Origin of the sequence: Nostoc sp. (assembly GCF_036917235.1) — a bacterium.
In the GTDB taxonomy this organism is placed as follows: Bacteria; Cyanobacteriota; Cyanobacteriia; order Cyanobacteriales; family Nostocaceae; genus Nostoc.
The window spans coordinates 122,151-140,252 of the sequence record NZ_JBALDU010000034.1; the positions used below are offsets into that span (position 1 = coordinate 122,151).

The 18,102-nt window shown below is 42.8% G+C and carries 18 protein-coding genes and 1 pseudogene; 14 read left to right on the forward strand and 5 right to left on the reverse strand.

Features of this window, described 5'->3' with window-relative positions; genetic code table 11:
• Positions 1-51: 51 nt before the first annotated feature.
• The 11 genes and pseudogenes from V7K44_RS11950 (at position 52) to V7K44_RS12000 (ending at position 10,100) form a co-directional block, all read left to right on the forward strand.
• Entirely contained in the window at positions 52-948 is an 897-nt protein-coding gene (locus tag V7K44_RS11950) for an MBL fold metallo-hydrolase (protein ID WP_334931640.1), read from the forward strand.
• A 132-nt stretch (positions 949-1,080) separates the two neighbouring features.
• Positions 1,081-2,142: a bifunctional riboflavin kinase/FAD synthetase gene (locus V7K44_RS11955; RefSeq protein WP_334931642.1), complete on the forward strand. Its 1,062-nt coding sequence runs from the start codon at positions 1,081-1,083 to the stop codon at positions 2,140-2,142.
• Positions 2,143-2,268: 126 nt separating this feature from the next.
• Complete coding sequence (locus tag V7K44_RS11960; protein ID WP_334931644.1) at positions 2,269-3,177, forward strand: AAA family ATPase; 909 nt, start codon at positions 2,269-2,271, stop codon at positions 3,175-3,177.
• A 274-nt stretch (positions 3,178-3,451) separates the two neighbouring features.
• Positions 3,452-3,733 carry a type II toxin-antitoxin system RelN family antitoxin gene (locus tag V7K44_RS11965; protein ID WP_334931646.1) on the forward strand — a complete coding sequence of 94 codons (282 nt, stop codon included), beginning with the start codon at positions 3,452-3,454 and terminating at the stop codon, positions 3,731-3,733.
• Positions 3,723-4,088: pseudogene (locus V7K44_RS11970) on the forward strand (type II toxin-antitoxin system RelE/ParE family toxin). The gene V7K44_RS11965 and the pseudogene V7K44_RS11970 overlap by 11 nt, the downstream one beginning before the upstream one ends.
• A 174-nt stretch (positions 4,089-4,262) precedes the next feature.
• Positions 4,263-4,865, forward strand: a complete 603-nt coding sequence (locus V7K44_RS11975) for a cytochrome C (protein ID WP_334931648.1) — start codon at positions 4,263-4,265, stop codon at positions 4,863-4,865.
• Positions 4,866-5,154: 289 nt separating this feature from the next.
• Positions 5,155-7,947, forward strand: coding sequence for a preprotein translocase subunit SecA (gene secA / locus V7K44_RS11980; RefSeq protein ID WP_334931650.1), 2,793 nt, complete (start codon positions 5,155-5,157; stop codon positions 7,945-7,947).
• A 99-nt stretch (positions 7,948-8,046) separates the two neighbouring features.
• The gene (locus V7K44_RS11985; RefSeq protein ID WP_334931652.1) at positions 8,047-8,526 is read left to right on the forward strand and encodes an aspartyl protease family protein; all 480 of its coding nucleotides are present in this window, start codon (positions 8,047-8,049) and stop codon (positions 8,524-8,526) included.
• A 49-nt stretch (positions 8,527-8,575) separates the two neighbouring features.
• Complete coding sequence (locus V7K44_RS11990) at positions 8,576-8,812, forward strand: hypothetical protein (protein WP_292716710.1); 237 nt, start codon at positions 8,576-8,578, stop codon at positions 8,810-8,812.
• Positions 8,813-9,087: 275 nt separating this feature from the next.
• A complete protein-coding gene (locus V7K44_RS11995; RefSeq protein WP_334931654.1) occupies positions 9,088-9,420 on the forward strand; it encodes a low molecular weight protein tyrosine phosphatase family protein in 333 nt (110 codons plus the stop codon).
• Positions 9,417-10,100 carry a class I SAM-dependent methyltransferase gene (locus V7K44_RS12000; RefSeq protein ID WP_334931656.1) on the forward strand — a complete coding sequence of 228 codons (684 nt, stop codon included), beginning with the start codon at positions 9,417-9,419 and terminating at the stop codon, positions 10,098-10,100. The genes V7K44_RS11995 and V7K44_RS12000 overlap by 4 nt, the downstream gene beginning before the upstream one ends.
• A gap of 42 nt (positions 10,101-10,142) precedes the next feature.
• On the opposite strand, the gene V7K44_RS12005 is transcribed toward V7K44_RS12000, so the two are convergent.
• From V7K44_RS12005 to V7K44_RS12025, 5 genes are all read right to left on the reverse strand, one after another.
• Entirely contained in the window at positions 10,143-10,586 is a 444-nt protein-coding gene (locus V7K44_RS12005) for a hypothetical protein (RefSeq protein ID WP_334931658.1), read from the reverse strand.
• A 202-nt stretch (positions 10,587-10,788) separates the two neighbouring features.
• On the reverse strand, positions 10,789-13,329 hold the full coding sequence (locus V7K44_RS12010; protein WP_334931660.1) for a penicillin acylase family protein: 2,541 nt from the start codon (positions 13,327-13,329) through the stop codon (positions 10,789-10,791).
• Positions 13,330-13,455: 126 nt separating this feature from the next.
• On the reverse strand, positions 13,456-14,256 hold the full coding sequence (locus V7K44_RS12015; protein ID WP_334931662.1) for an ABC transporter permease: 801 nt from the start codon (positions 14,254-14,256) through the stop codon (positions 13,456-13,458).
• A 119-nt stretch (positions 14,257-14,375) separates the two neighbouring features.
• Entirely contained in the window at positions 14,376-15,194 is an 819-nt protein-coding gene (locus V7K44_RS12020) for an ABC transporter permease (protein WP_334931664.1), read from the reverse strand.
• On the reverse strand, positions 15,191-16,324 hold the full coding sequence (locus tag V7K44_RS12025; protein WP_442940681.1) for an ABC transporter ATP-binding protein: 1,134 nt from the start codon (positions 16,322-16,324) through the stop codon (positions 15,191-15,193). Before V7K44_RS12025 ends, V7K44_RS12020 begins: the two co-directional genes overlap by 4 nt.
• Before the next feature lie 10 nt (positions 16,325-16,334).
• Here V7K44_RS12025 and V7K44_RS12035 point away from each other — a divergent pair, with 10 nt between their 5' ends.
• From V7K44_RS12035 to V7K44_RS12045, 3 genes are all read left to right on the forward strand, one after another.
• Positions 16,335-16,676: a hypothetical protein gene (locus V7K44_RS12035; protein ID WP_094350173.1), complete on the forward strand. Its 342-nt coding sequence runs from the start codon at positions 16,335-16,337 to the stop codon at positions 16,674-16,676.
• 2 nt (positions 16,677-16,678) lie between these two features.
• Positions 16,679-17,074, forward strand: coding sequence for an HNH endonuclease (locus V7K44_RS12040; protein ID WP_334931669.1), 396 nt, complete (start codon positions 16,679-16,681; stop codon positions 17,072-17,074).
• 127 nt (positions 17,075-17,201) lie between these two features.
• Positions 17,202-17,942: an RNA methyltransferase gene (locus tag V7K44_RS12045; RefSeq protein ID WP_099101431.1), complete on the forward strand. Its 741-nt coding sequence runs from the start codon at positions 17,202-17,204 to the stop codon at positions 17,940-17,942.
• The last annotated feature ends 160 nt before the right edge of the window (positions 17,943-18,102 follow it).

Consider the following 18,102-nt stretch of genomic DNA (forward strand, 5'->3'; position numbering starts at 1 on the left):
TAAGTAACAATTATTTCATTTATCGCCCGCTCAGTCCAGCAAGCAACACCCATGTCTAGGATAGAGAATCAATTTACCGTACAATTTTGGGGCGTTCGCGGCAGCATCCCCAGCCCAGGGCCACACACTGTTCGTTACGGCGGCAATACCCCTTGCATATCAATGCAAGCGGGCGATAAACGCTTAGTTTTCGATGCTGGCACGGGACTACATGTTTTGGGGCAATCTCTGTTGCGCCAAATGCCGTTAGAAGCTCACATATTTTTTACCCACTCTCACTGGGATCACATGCAAGGTTTTCCCTTCTTTACGCCAGGGTTTGTGAAGGGGAATGAATTTCATATTTACGGCGCGATCGCACCTGATGGTTCTACCATAGAACAGCGCCTCAACGATCAAATGTTGCACCCGAACTTTCCCGTACCCTTGCAAATTATGCAAGCCAATTTAAATTTCTACGATGTTCGGCCGGGGCAACCAATCCACATTGATGACCTTACCGTAGAAACAGCACCTTTAAACCATCCAGGTGAAGCTGTCGGATACCGCGTCAACTGGCGTGGTGGTGCAGCTACTTACATCACTGATACCGAACATTTTCCCGATCGACTCGATGACAATGTATTGTGGCTAGCTCGGAATGCTGACATCTTAATTTACGATTCTACCTACACAGACGAGGAATATCACTCGCCAAAATCCCCGAAAATTGGCTGGGGACATTCTACCTGGCAAGAAGCAGTAAAAGTGGCACAAGCTGCTAACGTCAAAACTCTGGTGATTTACCACCACGACCCGGCGCACGATGATGACTTTTTGGATCGTGTAGGTAAACAAGCTGCTGAAAAATTTCCTGGTGCTATTATGGCACGGGAAGGATTGGTACTTCACGTTCCGACCTCAGTTGTCTTATCAGAATCTTTTCCTGTTAGCAAGTTTTCTACCTAAAGATTGCGATCGGAGGAATTGGAGATTTTAGATTAGATTGGTGATCAGAGGCTTTCAGCGCTCCTGAAGGCGGTTTACCATAGGGTAGCTTCCTGCTGAGAGCTAAAATAAACCTAAAATCTCAGAATCCACGTGCTAAATTTGTCTAAAAATGGGTGTTCTGTGCGGGTTGCTTTTTCTAGCGTTGGGCTACTAACGCCGACTGCTGTTGCCCTTGGCAAGTTTGATGGCGTTCATCTTGGTCATCAAAGGGTAATTCAACCAGTCTTGCACACTGGTAACTTGTCAGGAGCTAGTAGTCCGCACTCAAAGGGAAATCAACTGACAAATCAAGAATATACCTATTCAACAGTTGTCACCTTTGACCCCCATCCACAAGAGTTCTTTACAGGGCAACCCCGGACTTTGTTAACGCCACTGGATGAAAAAGTCCAGCAATTGCGATCGCTTGGAGTAGAACAATTAGTACTACTACCCTTTGACAAAGAATTGTCTGCGTTGACCCCCGAAGAATTTGTCGAAAAAATTCTCGTGCAACAACTGCGATGCCAGCGAATTAGCATCGGACAGGATTTTTGTTTTGGCGAAAAGCGCAGTGGTACTGCTCAAGATTTGCAATTACTCGCTGCCAAGCACAATATCCCTGTTACCATCGTTCCCTTACAAACTTATACAGGTGACTTGCCCACCCAAAGTAATTGCGTCAGTACTACTCCAACTCAGGATGCCCGCATTAGCACTTCATTGATCCGCCAAACCCTTGAGCAGGGAGATATCGAAAACGCAAATCTATTACTAGGACGCCCTTACACCTTTCTTGGTGATGTCGTTCAAGGTCAACAATTGGGCAGAACAATTGGCTTTCCCACCGCCAACCTCCAATTACCAAAAGAAAAGTTTTTGCCTTGCCAAGGAGTCTACGCTGTCCGTGTTTTCACTCTCGATGAAACAACAGATACTGCTCCTAGTGAGAACTTGGGCGTAATGAATATCGGTAATCGTCCAACTGTAAATGGTATTTATTCATCTGTGGAAGTACATTTATTGGATTGGTCTGGTGATTTGTATGGCAAAAAACTGGTTGTGCAGCTAGTTAAATTTTTGCGCCCCGAACAAAAATTTCCTTCTCTCGAAGCCCTGAAAACACAAATTCAACTTGACTGCGTTGTCGCTAGAGAAGTTTTGAGTGCTTAGTGGGAACAATAGATAGGGCATTGGCCACAGGAGGCAGAGGGAAAAACTTACTGCAACTTCTCCTCGGTCACTGAGCGTAGCCGAAGTGCTGCCCCCTACTTCCCCACTCCCCACTCCCTACAACGCATGAGAGAAAAAATCGACGCTTTAACACAAAATCTAGCTCTTACCATTGTTGGCAAAGCTGAGGCAATACGTTTAGTGCTAGTAGCATTGCTAGGTGGTGGTCATGCTCTCCTAGAAGATGTCCCTGGTGTTGGTAAAACCTTGCTTGCTAAATCCTTAGCTCGTTCACTGGATGGCAAGTTTCAACGGTTACAATGTACCCCCGATTTATTGCCAACTGACATTACTGGCACCAACATCTGGAACCCAAAAAGCGGCGAATTTACTTTTCTTCCTGGGCCAGTCTTTACCAATGTGCTATTAGCTGACGAAATTAACCGCGCCACACCCCGCACTCAGTCAGCTTTATTAGAAGTTATGGAAGAACATCAGGTAACAGTCGATGGTGTCTCTCGTGCAGTTCCCCAGCCCTTCTTTGTAATCGCCACTCAAAACCCTATCGAGTATCAAGGTACTTTTCCCCTACCGGAAGCGCAAATGGATCGGTTTATGTTGTCGCTGAGTTTGGGCTATCCTTCTGAAGCAGAAGAACTCCTGATGCTGCAAAATCTCCAAAATGGTGTAAAAGTTGCTAATTTACAGCCTTGTGTTAGCTTGGCAGAAGTTCAGGAATTGCGTTACCTCTGCTCTCAAGTAAAAGTAGCAACTTCCTTGCAACAATACATTCTCGAATTAGTGCGGGCAACACGTCAAGATGAGGAAATCGCCCTTGGTGTAAGTCCGCGTGGCACATTAGCATTACAACGGGCTGCCCAAGCGTTAGCTTTTCTATCAGGGCGTGATTATGCCATTCCCGATGATGTGAAATTTCTTGTCCCTTATGTTCTGTGCCATCGACTTATCCCTAGAGGAGGACGCAATGCAAGAACTGTTGTTGAGCGATTATTGCGATCGGTTTCTATTCCTTAAGGTAACGTGAGTTCGATGAACTCAAAAACCGCTATCCGAGGTGGTGGTAACTGCATTTCTTGCTGAGGAAAATATTTTTTTAGGCTTTTACTCCGGTTCTTTCTGCGTCAGTTTGCACATTGCGTATCAATTCATCCAAACTATCAGGGAAATTTCCTCGCACCACCATTTTAGTAAATACCTCATAATATTCAGACTTGACTGAACTTAAGTTTCCTGAACCTGCCGGAATTTGGGCGTGTTAGGATCTCCTACAAAATTAGGTAGACAATAAATGAAAGCGATCGAAGTTACTGGTAGGATTGACTCTCAAGGAAATCTAGTTTTAGATGAGCCGATTCAGGGAAACACTTATGCTCATCAGGTTCGGGTGATTGTATTGGTTCCAGAACAAGCAGAAGCAGAAGAAGCAGAAGCAGAAGAAGCAGAAAAGGTTGACCCTGACGATACACCCGTTGAGGAGATTAAAGCTAGCTTGAGGAGAGCCTTCCAGCAAGCAAAAGGTGGGCAACGCTTACCACTATCTCAAATGTGGGAGGGAATTGATGCCGAATGAACAGCCATCGGTATTCATCGATTTAACTCCTGAATATAAACAAAACTTGCGTGACCTTTCAAAGAGATTTCGCAATATTCGCTCTGATGTTCAACCGATTATCGAGCAATTACAACAAGGGAGTTTTGTCGGCGATTGCATTGCGGGCATTGGTGAGGAGTATGTTGTTTATAAGGTGAGAGTTCGTAATAGTAGTATCCAAAAAGGTAAGAGTGCTGGATAGCGATTAATTTATCAAGTTGAGTCACCTACAAGTATTTTGCTATTAACGATTTATTCCAAATCTGACCGAGAAGATATTAATATAAATGAAATCCGAGATATTATGGCTGATTTTTATAGTATCGAAGATTAAATCTGCTAGGACATTTTTCCTTCCATAGTCAGTGGTGTACTGTTGTGGATATGGTGGATATGAAAGATACGTTGCTTGCCAAAACTACTTACGCAAAACTTGAAACACTGATAATACTGCGTAAGTCTTATGATTAGCACAAGCGCCACTTCTAAATATCTGGGAATGTGAGGAATGTCAATTTTTGTTAAGCGCAAAATCCGCGATGCCTACGGCGGGCTACGGCAACGCCAAGCACTACAGCCAAGCGCCGAACGTGAATTCAAACGCCAATTTTTCGGTTTACTTCTGGTAATTATAACGTGGAGTTTAGCTATGGGCTGGCTTCTAGCCTTGGCAACTAACGCCCAAAGTGCGAATCCTCCCGCTGAAATTGGCACTGTTGATGTAGTACCTGCACAATACCAACTGGGGCAAGAACTGTATTTAGAAAGCTGCTCCAGATGTCACATTGCTATACCACCAGCCGTTTTACCTACCCAAACTTGGAAAAATATCCTGCAAGACTCGCAGCACTACGGCGCACAACTCCAGCCTTTAGTCGATCCGCAACGCATCTTGGTGTGGAAATATCTTTCGACTTTCTCCCGCGTGCAGCTAGACGATGAAGAAACACCATATCGCGTCAACAACTCGCGTTATTTCAAAGCTTTGCATCCAGGAGTTGAGTTACCACGTCCCGTCCAAGTTGGCAGCTGTGTCAGCTGTCATCCCAGTGCTAATGATTACAATTTCCGCCGCCTGACATCACAAGAAGCAGAGGGGCAGAGGAGATAGGGCGCAGAGGGGAAAGATCCTGAGAAAGTTCCCCCCCTGCTCCTCTGCTCCTCTGCCCCCCCCTGCTCTCTCATCTGGGGGCAAAATGATACTATGAAGAAAGAGTAAATATAAGATAAGAGTTCAAACCAATCATTTAATAAACTGATTGGCTAGTTTTTATCCTGTTTTTGAGGTAATTTTCATTTCACACCCATCCACGACCAAGACGTTTGGGCTGGGTTAAATGTTTATAATCAATGCCAACCCTTTAATTCCCATCCCCCTTGATTCAGTTCTATAACCTGCCATGCTAAAACTTTTGTTGGGCGACCCCAACGCTCGTAAGCTTAAAAAATACCAACCTTCTGTTACTGAAATTAACCTTTTAGAGGAAGAAATTAAGGTTCTTTCCGATGATGAGTTAAAAGGTAAAACCGTCGAATTTAAACAACGGCTCGCTAAAGGCGAAGCCCTAGATGACATATTGCCAGAAGCTTACGCCGTTGTCCGGGAAGCAGCACGGCGAGTATTAGGCTTGCGGCATTTTGATGTCCAACTCCTTGGCGGTATCATTTTGCACGTGGGGCAAATTGCCGAGATGAAAACTGGTGAAGGTAAAACACTAGTCGCTACCTTGCCAAGTTACTTAAATGCCCTTACTGGTAAAGGTGTACACGTCATCACTGTAAACGATTACCTGGCTCGTCGGGACGCTGAATGGATGGGACAGGTGCATCGCTTCTTGGGGCTGAGTGTGGGGCTAATTCAGTCAAGCATGACTCCTAGCGAACGCCAGAAAAACTACGACTGCGATATTACTTATGTTACCAACAGCGAGGTCGGCTTCGACTATCTGCGGGATAACATGGCAACATCAATGGCAGATGTGGTGCAACGCCCGTTTAATTATTGCGTAATTGACGAGGTGGACTCGATTTTAGTTGATGAGGCGCGGACACCACTGATTATTTCTGGGCAGGTAGAAAGACCTACAGAAAAATATCTGCAAGCTGCTGAAATAGCATTCACACTCAAAAAAGACGAACATTACGATGTAGATGAAAAAGCTCGTAACGTTCTATTGACAGATGAAGGGTTTGCGGAATCGGAAAATCTTTTGGGAGTCACAGATTTATTTGACCCAGAAGATCCTTGGGCGCACTTCATTTTCAATGCAATTAAAGCCAAGGAACTTTTCCTTAAAGATGTAAATTACATCGTCCGCAATGGTGAAGTAGTAATTGTGGATGAATTTACTGGTCGGGTGCTAGCCGGACGGCGTTGGAGTGATGGATTACACCAAGCGATTGAAGCGAAAGAACACGTAGAGATTCAGCCAGAAACTCAAACTCTCGCGACAATTACTTACCAAAATATGTTCTTGCTATATCCAAAACTCGGTGGAATGACAGGAACGGCAAAAACCGAAGAACCAGAATTTGAAAAAATTTACAAACTCGAAGTTGCGGTAATTCCCACCAACCGCGATCGCAGACGCGAAGATTTGTCTGATATGGTCTTTAAGACAGAAGCAGGCAAATGGGGGGCGATCGCTAGAGAATGTGCCGAAATGCACGAACTCGGTAGACCTGTATTAGTAGGAACTACTAGTGTAGAAAAATCTGAACTTCTGAGTAGGCTGCTGAAGGAATTGGCAATTCCCCACGAATTACTCAACGCCCGCCCGGAAAACGTCGAACGTGAGGCGGAAATTGTCGCTCAAGCAGGACGAAAAGGTGCTGTTACCATTGCTACTAACATGGCTGGTAGAGGTACAGACATCATCCTGGGTGGTAACTCCGAATATATGGCGCGTCTAAAGCTGCGGGAATACTTTATGCCCCGGATCGTCATGCCAGAGTCAGAAGATGCCTTTGGCGTGCAAAGAGCAGCCGGATTGCCTACAGGACATGGTGGTGGTCAAGGCTTTGTCCCTGGTAAGAAAGTCAAAACTTGGCGGGCTTCGCCAGAAATTTTCCCGACCCAGTTGACAAAAGAAACCGAAAAACTACTCAAAGATGCAGTAGAAATTGCCGTGCGTGAATATGGTGAACGTAGTTTACCGGAACTGGAAGCAGAAGACAAGGTAGCTGTAGCCGCAGAAAAAGCTCCCATCGATGACCCTGTGATTTTGAAATTGCGGGAAGCTTACAATCGGGTTAAGCAGGAATACGAACAATTTACTACCCGCGAACATGATGAAGTAGTGGGAATCGGCGGTTTGCACGTAATTGGTACAGAACGCCACGAATCACGGCGGATTGATAACCAGTTGCGCGGACGTGCAGGAAGACAAGGCGACCCTGGAACCACGAGATTCTTCCTCAGTTTAGAGGATAACCTACTACGGATTTTTGGTGGCGATCGCGTTGCTGGGTTAATGAATGCCTTCCAAGTGGAAGAAGATATGCCCATCGAATCTGGGATGCTTACTCGCAGTTTGGAAGGCGCCCAGAAAAAAGTTGAAACCTATTACTACGACATTCGGAAGCAGGTGTTTGAGTATGACGAGGTGATGAATAATCAACGTCGTGCTATTTACGCCGAACGCCGCCGGGTGTTAGAAGGTCAAGATTTGAAAGAACAGGTGATTAAATACGCTGAAAAAACGATGGATGACATCGTTGACTACTACATCAACGTAGACTTGCCCTCGGAAGAGTGGGAGTTAGAAAAGTTGGTTGAGAAAGTCAAAGAATTCGTCTATCTGCTAGCAGATTTACAAGCGAGTCAATTAGAAGATATTACCGTCAGCGAAATTAAAGCCTTCCTCCACGAACAGGTACGAATTGCTTACGACCTCAAAGAAGCGCAAATTGACCAAGTTCAACCCGGACTGATGCGCCAAGCTGAACGCTTCTTTATCTTGCAACGCATTGATACGCTGTGGCGGGAACACCTGCAACAAATGGATGCCTTACGCGAATCGGTAGGATTGCGTGGTTACGGGCAAAAAGACCCGCTGATTGAATACAAGAGCGAGGGTTACGAACTCTTCTTGGATATGATGGTAAATATTCGTCGAGATGTCGTGTACTCGTTGTTCATGTTCCAGCCTCAGCCGCAGCAGATGGTGCAAGCTTCGTCTGAGATGGTGTAGTAGGGGATATATATATCACGCAGAGACGCAAAGAGTGCTTTTGCGTCTTTGTGTTTTAAGGCATCTCTAAAAAATATTTTTTTTCAGGAGTTTGCTGAAATGGGTAAGCTGATACTGCCAAATCTTCAAGGTAAGCAAATGGGGCAAGTAATAGTTACCTTCACTGTCACGAATCGAATTGATCGAGTTTTGGCTCAACGAGGCTTTATTTCTTCGCAGGAAGTTCGCTCTTATACTCTGGATGATGTTTTAGTTGATACGGGCGCAACTTTGCTGTGTTTACCTGCTAGCATTATCAGTCAACTAGGTTTAGTCCAAGGTGGAGAAGCCCAGGTAGAAACTGCTGCTGGAGTTAAGCAGGGGCGAATTTTCCGAGATGTTGAACTTAGTATTGCAGAGCGTCAAGGAACCTTTGATTGTCTGGAACTCACAGAAGTACCTTATGCCCTTTTGGGTGTAACACCAATGGAAGTTTTAGGGTTAGAACCAGACCTTAAAAATAAAAAGTTGCGGGTTTTACCGATGAATTCAAAACAAAGATATGCAAAAATTTGTCAAGTATTACTCCACAGTAAGTAATATAAAACAATTGTTTGAAATTCATTTTTAGGACTTAGGTGTATTATTTATGTTTGCGAGAATCACAGACTCTAATGAAAATATAGTTACAATTGTTGATTGGCAAGTAGTGACACAGGAAAAAGGTCAGATTATAGATAGATTCATCGACAGTAACGGCAATATTTACCTCGAACGTCCTCACAAGGAATTCATTGATGCTATCGAGCTTATGAATATCGGGAGCAAAGCTGAAAGTTTCTACCAGATGCAAAAAATTGGTATATCTATTGGTCGAACCCAGTAAACCAAGTAAGTTTATTTTAATCACTAGGCTAGCAAAGACAAGTTAGCCTAGAAAGTAGCTGATACAATATAAATAGCAGTCAAGAGGTCTGACTTTTCAGATCGCGGGAGCTAGGTCTTCCCTTGACTGATTTTTATTGTCTAATAATATAGAAAAGCCATGTATTTGCTGTATGCAGATGAGTCTGGCACTACCCACGACTCAAATCAACAATATAAAGTAGTTTATCTAAACTGTTAAACCGTTTTTGGAGTTAAATCGGCAAGAAACTCTTAATGAAAAAACTTTTATTTATCTGTAGTAAAAATAAACTACGAAGCCCCACCGCCGAAGCTGTGTTTTCTGAATATGAAGAACTTGAAACGGACTCTGCAGGCTTAGATCGTTATGCCGAAGTACCATTATCAACAGAGGCTATTCAATGGGCTGATATTATTTTTGTGATGGAAAAATCGCATAAAAATAAACTATCCAAAAATTTTCAGCCTTTTCTTAAAGATAAAAAAATTATATGTTTAGATATACCAGATGACTATGAATATATGGAACCAGCTTTGATTGAGTTGTTAAAACAGAAAGTTTTACCTTTATTAAAAATAAAAAAATGAATATTCAAGAAGCTTTTAATTCTGCCGCAGGAGATTATGATAACTTACGTCGTATTCTAATTCCCTGCTTTGATGATTTTTACAAAACAGCCGTTGAAATCATCCCAGGTGATTGCACTGTACCGCTGAAGGTTCTAGATTTGGGGGCTGGTACTGGACTTTACTCAGGTATGGTTCAGTCCGTTTTCCCGAATGCAGAGTTCACATTGCTTGACTTAGCCCCTGAAATGTTAGAGAAAGCTAAGGTGAGATTTAGCAAAATGGGTAAATCTCCTAAAATCTTAATTGGTGACTATATTGAGACTGATTTAGGTGGTTCATATAACCTGATAATCTCTGCCTTATCGATTCATCATCTGTCAGATATTGACAAAGAACTTCTTTATCAACGGATTTATGATGTCCTCAGTCCTGGAGGAATATTTGTCAACGCCGATCAAGTTCTCGGCAAAACCCCTGATTTAGAAGAACTTTATCGCCAACACTGGTTAGATTCTGTCCGCGCTAAGGGGATCTCAGAAGAGGATCTCAAAGCTGCACAAAAACGCATGGAATACGATCGCATGGCAACCCTTGATATTCAACTTAGGTGGCTAGAAGCAGCTGGGTTCCAAAATGTGGATTGCTGGTACAAAAATTTTAACTTTGCTGTTTTTGGTGGTTATCGACCAACTATTTAACCGCTATTTTTGCGATCGAGATTCCAGGCAGAGGAGAATTGATTATTTGCCAGAACAGTAGCTATTAATTTCGTTGACTATTGAACTTTCTTCGCTACTACTCTTTTGCAGAGATACCAAAAAGCCCTTTGCTGCTGGTAGATTCTTTTTATCTATGGCTGTTGCTGCATTATTCAATTCCTTGCTGATGTTCTGATAGAGTGTGAGAAAACGTCCTTGAAAACCTTGCAGTTTCTCATCCTTAACTTCTAGTGCTTTCATCTCTTTAGCAAGTGGGTCTATCTTACCAGCAAGTTCAGTTAAAGCTTTAGAACCTTTTGCAGGATTAGAATTTTTACTGAATTCCTGACCTAGAGTAGATGCCTGATTGGCAACCTTTATGACTTTATTACATTGAGCAACTTTACTTTCGCCACAACCTGCAAATAATAAAGCGATCGCAGTAGTAACTGAAAGTATAAAACTTTGCTTAAATACGCGTTGCATAGGTTCTATGATCTCCAACTATGTTTCGTGAAAGTTGGACAGTAGAAATGGATGGTTAGAGAAAATACTTTTTCTAAAAAGAATCTTTATTTCTGTTTTTAACTTTCTTTCTGCCCTGTTACTTTATACTTCATTTTTTCGACAATGTGTATGTAATTACACGCAAATAACTTCATTTTAAATTAGATAGTCGTGTCGTCCTTTACTCTACCAACTTTGGAATTAATCTCAGTGTGGTAGTCATATTTTCTGTAACATTCTTTGATTTCCATAACATCTGGTGGTATTCAATTTTGCGCCAGGGTTCAACCATATCGTTGTAGTGGCTATGGAAAGTATGTCCTGACTGTCCAGGGGTGTGAATTGCTACTGAGTTATCCAATTTTCCCAAATCTACAATCATCCGCAGTGAAGGAATATCACTGACTTCAAAGGATTTATTTGCTCTCCAGCGGTTAGCATTAACTGTTTCGCCGTTACCAGATGTAGCAAATGTACCACGATTAAATAAAGCTTCAATCGGTGCAACCCCAGATTTACCTAAAGTGGCATTCCGAAAAGTAATGGTATGCAGCTTGCCCCAGTTCCAGTTGTTCGGGTCTTTGCTTTGAATTCGTTCTAGTTCATCGACAGCTTTTATAAAGGATTGCCGGAGGATTTGGTCGCGGTTCTCAACTTTTGGGGTGTTGCGATTGTCCCACCAAGAACTATTGGGCTGTTTGACCAGATTTGCGATCGCAGCATACCAGCGATCGCCCCCATCAGGAAAGTACTTTTCAGGCAACTGATCGTGAAATGTATCTGCTAGCAAGTGTTTCCAGAATACTTCAAACAGAGCAGCAGCAGGTGATGTCATTCCTAACTGCAAATTCCAACCTTGCAGCAGTTTTTGGGCTGCTTGCAAGCGGGGAGTATCAACAGCGATTGATTTTAGTAGTGGCACTAATGTTTGTGCATTTAAATTGCGATTATCACCCTGTATCTGCTGTACATCCTTCAGGGAAATCGGCTGCGTTTGTTGTGAAATCATTTCAACAATTCGCTTTGCTCGGTAGCCATAAACCCAGTCTGCGGTAATCAGGTAAGGATATTCACGCATAACTAAATTATTGGCAGTAGCAATATAACCTTGGGGTGGATTAAAACTTTTGGGCAATTTCTCAAAGTCAATATAGCCTTGCCACTCATATTCATCCGTCCAACCAGGAACGGGATAACGCCCATCTCCCTTAACGCGGATGGGGAATTTACCAGGCATTTGGTAGCCAATATTGCCATCAATGTCAGCGTAAACCAAATTTTGAGCCGGGACATCATAATTGCTGGCAGCAGTGCGGAATTCTTGCCAGTTTTGGGCGCGATTGATTTGGGGAATGGCATACCCCAGTTTGGAAGGTGCTAGGGCTGTCCAGCGTAGGGCTACGGCGTAATTTTGCGGTAATTCTAGTGACTTACTTGGATTGAAATCCTTTAGATTAGGCGAAACATCAGAGAGAATCGGCCCATGTCGGGTATAGCGAACTGTTTGCACAATCGGCTGACTTCCCGCTACTTGAATCGTCTCTTGTACGAGTTGCATATCAACCCATTTGCCATTGACTTCATACTGATTAGGGTTTTTTGGGTTGATTTTCTCGATGTATAAATCCATCACATCAGATTGTACATTGGTGACACCCCAGGCAATGCGATCGCTATGACCGATAATTACCCCAATCATTCCCGCAAAGGAAAAGCCAGAAACGTTGTAGGGACATTCTGCACTCTTCGGTGTGCAGTGCAAACCAACCTCGTACCAGATAGAGGGAATTTGCACACCTAAGTGGGGGTCATTCGCCAAGATAGGTTTACCTGTCGTGGTTCGCTGACCAGATATTACCCAGTTGTTCGAGCCAATACCTATTCCCGTAGGCCCAATGAGTTGTTCTAAAGCCATCATCGGCTTAATAATTGACTCTAAAACAGGTAATATATCTGGAGAATCGAGAAGTACTTCAACATTCTTGTTCCTCCCTTTCCCTGCTGTTTCTACTTGCTGCAACTCAGGCAAAATAACTGGCAAGTCTTGAGGGTATGGTGGAAAAAGCTCCTCTACTTGAGTATGAGTAAGAGTTTTGAGCAAAATAGCACGTTCAATTTCGCTCTCGAAATTTCTGCCCAAGTCGTAAGCCATTACCTTACCCCAAGTCAGAGAATGCAGTATTTGCCAAGGTTCTGGCTTATATCCAGGATTAAGGAACTTTAGCACAGTGTATTCTAGACTCAGGGCGCTACCTTGATGCTCTGTCAAATAGGCATTGACACCATCGGCATAAGCTTCCAGGTATGCCTTCATCTCTGCATTAATTTCCTGAATTTCTTGCTGCGCCACCCTTGCCCAACCCATTGTCCGCAGATATTTATCAGTGTCAACCTGAGAAGAACCAAACATTTCTGAGAGTCGCCCAGAACCAATGTGTCGCCAAAAGTCCATTTGCCAAAAGCGGTCTTGGGCGTGGATATAACCTTGCGCCATAAATAAATCGTGGGAGTTGGCAGCATAAATATGGGGAACTCCCCATTTATCACGCTGGACGCTTACTTCGGCTTTCAGTTCAGGTAGTTGAATTGTGCCACTCTCTTGCGGAAAGGATTGGCGCACAGTGTAAGTGGCAAATCCTACTAACAATAGCCCTAGCACTAACAGGAAAATCAGAGTAATTTTGAGTCTTTTACGTAACCAACCTTTCCTGGAGTTTTTCATTTGAGCTTCTTGTGGCATTGTTTAGTGAAATCAGGCAATACTACAAGGTATTAAATCAGAATCTTTAGAAAAGTGCGATCTGCTCATTTAAAATACACCTGAGTACACAGCTAAAATTTTGTTCTACTAGCTGCCAGTAGAACAATAGTATCGCTCTCCTATTTTCCAAAGTTGGAGCGCAACCATCAGAAAGATAATCCCTGCGATTGGCGAGACATAACAAAACCACAAAGGCACTAAAAAAGCATCTTCTTTTTCAAGTACTGCAAGTAAAGGAAAATAACTGACGCAAGCAAGCGGTATCAAGAAAGTAAAGAATCGCTGAAACCACTTGTTATAAATCGAAAGTGGGTACTGAGCCGTTTCGACTCCTCCATAAGTGAGGATATTCATAATTTCCAGAGATTCAATAGTCCAGAAGGTGATGGTTGCTTGCATAATGACAATGCCAACAAAGAGTGCAACTCCACCAAAAAAGGAAGTACCCAAAAGCCATAAAGTTTTAAAAGTTAAAGGAATCTGGAGTGATGAAAGTGACCAGCACATAACAACAATTCCTTGAAATAATCTTCCGATTCGTTTCAAAGTAAATTCTTTACCTAAAAGCTGAAGTGCTGTGCTGCGTGGACGAACAAGTAAACGGTCAAAGTCTCCACTTATAATTATTGTTGAAAATGAGTCAAACCCTTTTCCAAGGGCATCAGCACAGGCGAAAGAAATATTAATTATTCCATAAAAGAGAGCAACTTCATTTAAAGTCCATGTACCAATACTATTAAAACGACTAAAAAGTGCCCAAACTCCAAAAAATTCAACAGCAGTTACTAAAAGCTGCCCTATGACTTGTAGCCAGAAAGAAACTTTGTACTGCATCTGCGACTTGAAAGATACAGAAATATATCGAAGGTAAAGTACAAAATCATTCATAGTCGCTTTGTAATTTTTATATAAAATAAATTACCTAACCTATCTTCCTACTAAAAAAATTACGAATTATGAATTACGAGCTTGTACTAAACGGAGCCGAAGCATTACTAATTATTTACTTATCCTCCTTGAATTACAAGCTTTTTGATACCATATTTTACAAGGATACGCCCAATAATAACAATGACAACTATCCAGAAAGTTTGATGCAGCAAAATATTAAATAGGGCATTTGGTTGAAGATTACCAGTAAAAAGACGAAAGGGTTTGTCGATTAGTCCTGAAAAAGGAAGTGCATTCAAAAAAGGCTTGCTCCACTCAGGAAAAAGTGGCAACGGAACAATCATGCCAGAGAAGATACTAACAAGAGTAGGTAGAATACTATTAATACCCTCGCCCGAAATTGTCCACATCATTGATACAGTAAGAAACATAGTCAATGCAGACGAAAGTAAAATTGCGCCAATAAAAGAGATAAAAAAGGCAAAAAAAGAAGCAAAGGAGGGTGGAAAAGAAAGCGACCATTCATCAAGCCCTAAAAGGGGAAAAAGAAAAATTGTGACACTAAGAAGCGGAATGCTACGAAGTATCAGGGGCGTTGTGCGAAGTGCCAAAGCGCGAGTAAACCAAAAATTATAAAGGTCTGTGGGTCGAAGAAGATCGTATCCGACAGCACCAGTTCGGATGAGTTCTTGAATATCTCTATCACCTCCCCAAGGGACAATCGCCATCAGAAATGCCTGTCCCAGCCACACATATCCTACAGCTTGTTGAAAAGTGATAGGTTGAGCAGAGGTTGTATGAGTAAAGAATGCCTGTAAAACCATTACTTTTACTAACCCCCAGAAAAGCTGAGTTCCAACGCCAGCCAAAGCAGCAGCACGGTATTGCAACAGCAGTGTAAATCTAGCAACAAACAGTGACCAATATGCTTTCATGGGATAATTCCGGCTGAAATTGCATAAAGTTCAGCAATTATCTCTTCAATGGGTGGATTTTCCACAAAAAGATCCTCTACTTCATGTTGCGAGGTAACTTGACTAATTAAAGACGCAGCAGAAAGCTTTGTGGGATCGAAGGCTAGAGTTACGGTGCTACCTTCTTTAGAGATAATACTGACTCCTTCTTGCTCAAAAAAGAAATCATCGCTTGCTAGGTCGATTCTTAAGTACCGACGCGAGGAAACTTGAGAACGCAGTGCTGCTAGAGTTCCATCACAAAGGATCTCACCTCCACCAATAATAATTATGCGATCGCACAATGCTTCGATATCATCCATATCATGGGTAGTCAGGATGGTGGTTACTTGATGAGTTTTATTCAGCGCTTTGATAAATTTTCTGACTGCAAGCTTGGAAACTGCATCAAGCCCGATGGTGGGTTCATCAAGAAAAAGAATTTCTGGTCTGTGAAGCATTGCGGCTGCAAAGTCACATCGCATCCTTTGCCCAAGGCTTAACTGTCTCACCGGAGTGGAGAGAAAGCTTTCAAGTCCAAGCAAATCAATCATTTCTTCGCGTGTCTGGCGATACTCCGATTGGGGAACGCGATAAATATCCCGCAGCAAATCGAAAGACTCAATCACTGGCAAATCCCACCATAGTTGTGTTCTTTGACCAAACACTACACCGATACGATTAACGTGCTTGATTCGATCTTTCCAAGGAGTTCGTCCGCCAATTAGGCATTTTCCACTAGAAGGTACGAGAATACCGCTTAAAATTTTAATAGTGGTCGATTTCCCAGCCCCATTTGGGCCAATGTATCCTACAAGTTCTCCCCGTTCCAGGGAAAACGAAACTCCTTTGAGGGCATAAACTTCTTTAGTTTTTCGCTGCACAAGCCCTCGTATTGAACCGAAAAGCCCAGAGGAACGTTCAGACACAAAGAAAGTCTTCCTGAGATTTTCGACAAGAATGTGAGACATATTTGGGCAGGGGGCAAAAAATGAGCTTGGCTGGATTAAGAATTGTCTTGGTAGAGGTAGCTGGGGTGAGTAATGTCGGAGCGATCGCCAGAGTAATGAAAAATTTCGAGATATATCATTTAATAATAAGTAAATTGCCAATGCAATCCCCATGCCAAGAATCATTCTAGAAGTATCAGAGGAATTATCTCAACAACTAGCACAAGTAGGCGATCGCTTACCTGAACTACTTGCATTGAGTCTCCAACAACCAGCTGTACCAGCACAAGTTTACAGATATATCTTAGATTTTTTGGCTAGCAACCCCACTCCCGAACAAATTGCTGAATTTAAACCCACTCCCGAAATGCAAGAACGGTTGCGTACCTTGTTAACACGCAGTAACGCAGGTGAACTCACGCCCACGGAGTTGAAAGAACTAGATGAATACGAACGTATTGAACACTTAGTTGTGATGATTAAAGCAGGTAACTTATCTTATTTGACCAGCTGACCGTGAGTGTAACCTATATTCCTATTGTTCTTCGCCGACTCGTAGAAGAACGCGCAAACTACAGATGTGAATATTGCCAATTACCCGCAGGAGTTGCTTTTTTTGCCCATGAGATCGATCATGTTATTGCTCAAAAGCACGGTGGCACAACAAATGCTGATAATTTAGCCCTCACCTGCTGGCGATGTAATCGTCATAAAGGCACTGACTTAGGATCTTTTGATCCAGAAACAGGGGCTTTTAGTTTTCTTTTTAACCCACGCACCCAGAAATGGGCTGAACACTTCACATTTTCAGAACTGAATCTAGTGGGATTAACGCCTATGGGACGTACAACGATTAGATTACTACAAATAAATAGTGACGAACGACTAGCTGAACGGCAAAGATTGCGCTGAACTGTTCAGACCTGACGCAGGCATTCACTTACACCGCTAAAATGATTTCAAGGAAACTCTTCAGCAGAAACACAACGCTGAAAATTAGTCTGTAAGTATTATCTGGTGCGATCGCAGGAGGCAAAAAATGGGCTTGGCTGGATTAAGAATTGTGTTGGTAGAACCGGCTGGACCGATCAATATCGGCGCGATCGCCAGGGTAATGAAAAATTTCGGACTATATAATTTAGTATTAGTGAACCCCCAATGCGATCCGCTATCGACGGAAGCTTTGATGATGGCTGTTCACGCTCAGGAAATTATAGAATCTGCGGTAATAGTGGCAACCTTACCAGAAGCATTGCATGGATGTGTACGGGCGATCGCTACCACTGGTCGCGTTCGTAGTTTAGAAACACCTTTAGAAAATCCTCGCACTGCACTACCCTGGTTACTGGAGGAACCAGAAAAACCCACAGCCCTGATTTTTGGCAGAGAAGACCGGGGATTAAGCAATGAAGAATTAAATTATGCACAGCGGTTTGTTGGCATTCCCACAAGTCAAGATTATGTCGCCCTGAATTTGGCTACTGCTGTAGCAATTTGTTGTTATGAATTGTCACAATGTGCCCAAAAACTTGACATTCAAACCTTACCTCAAATTGAACTCGCACCCTTGGATGTTGTGGAAGGATACTACCAGCAATTAGAATCAGTATTACTGAAAATTGGTTATGTATATCCCCATACGGCAGCTAGTCGTATGGGAAAATTTCGCCAATTGTATAATCGCGCTCACTTGAAAACTGGGGAGGTGGCCATGCTGCGAGGAATTTTGCAGCAGGTAGAATGGGCCCTGAAAAACCAGAGGGATAGTGAAAACTTGTAATTATTCGTTTAATATATACGCAATCATCCCCCCAAAATAATTAATATCGCTTAAACTAAACACAAAAATGCTACTTAGTGGCAAAGTAGAATTTGAGTATTAATATTGCTTAAAGATTAAATTTGGGGTCAAGAGTCGGCAAGAAAACAGTCAAGTCGGT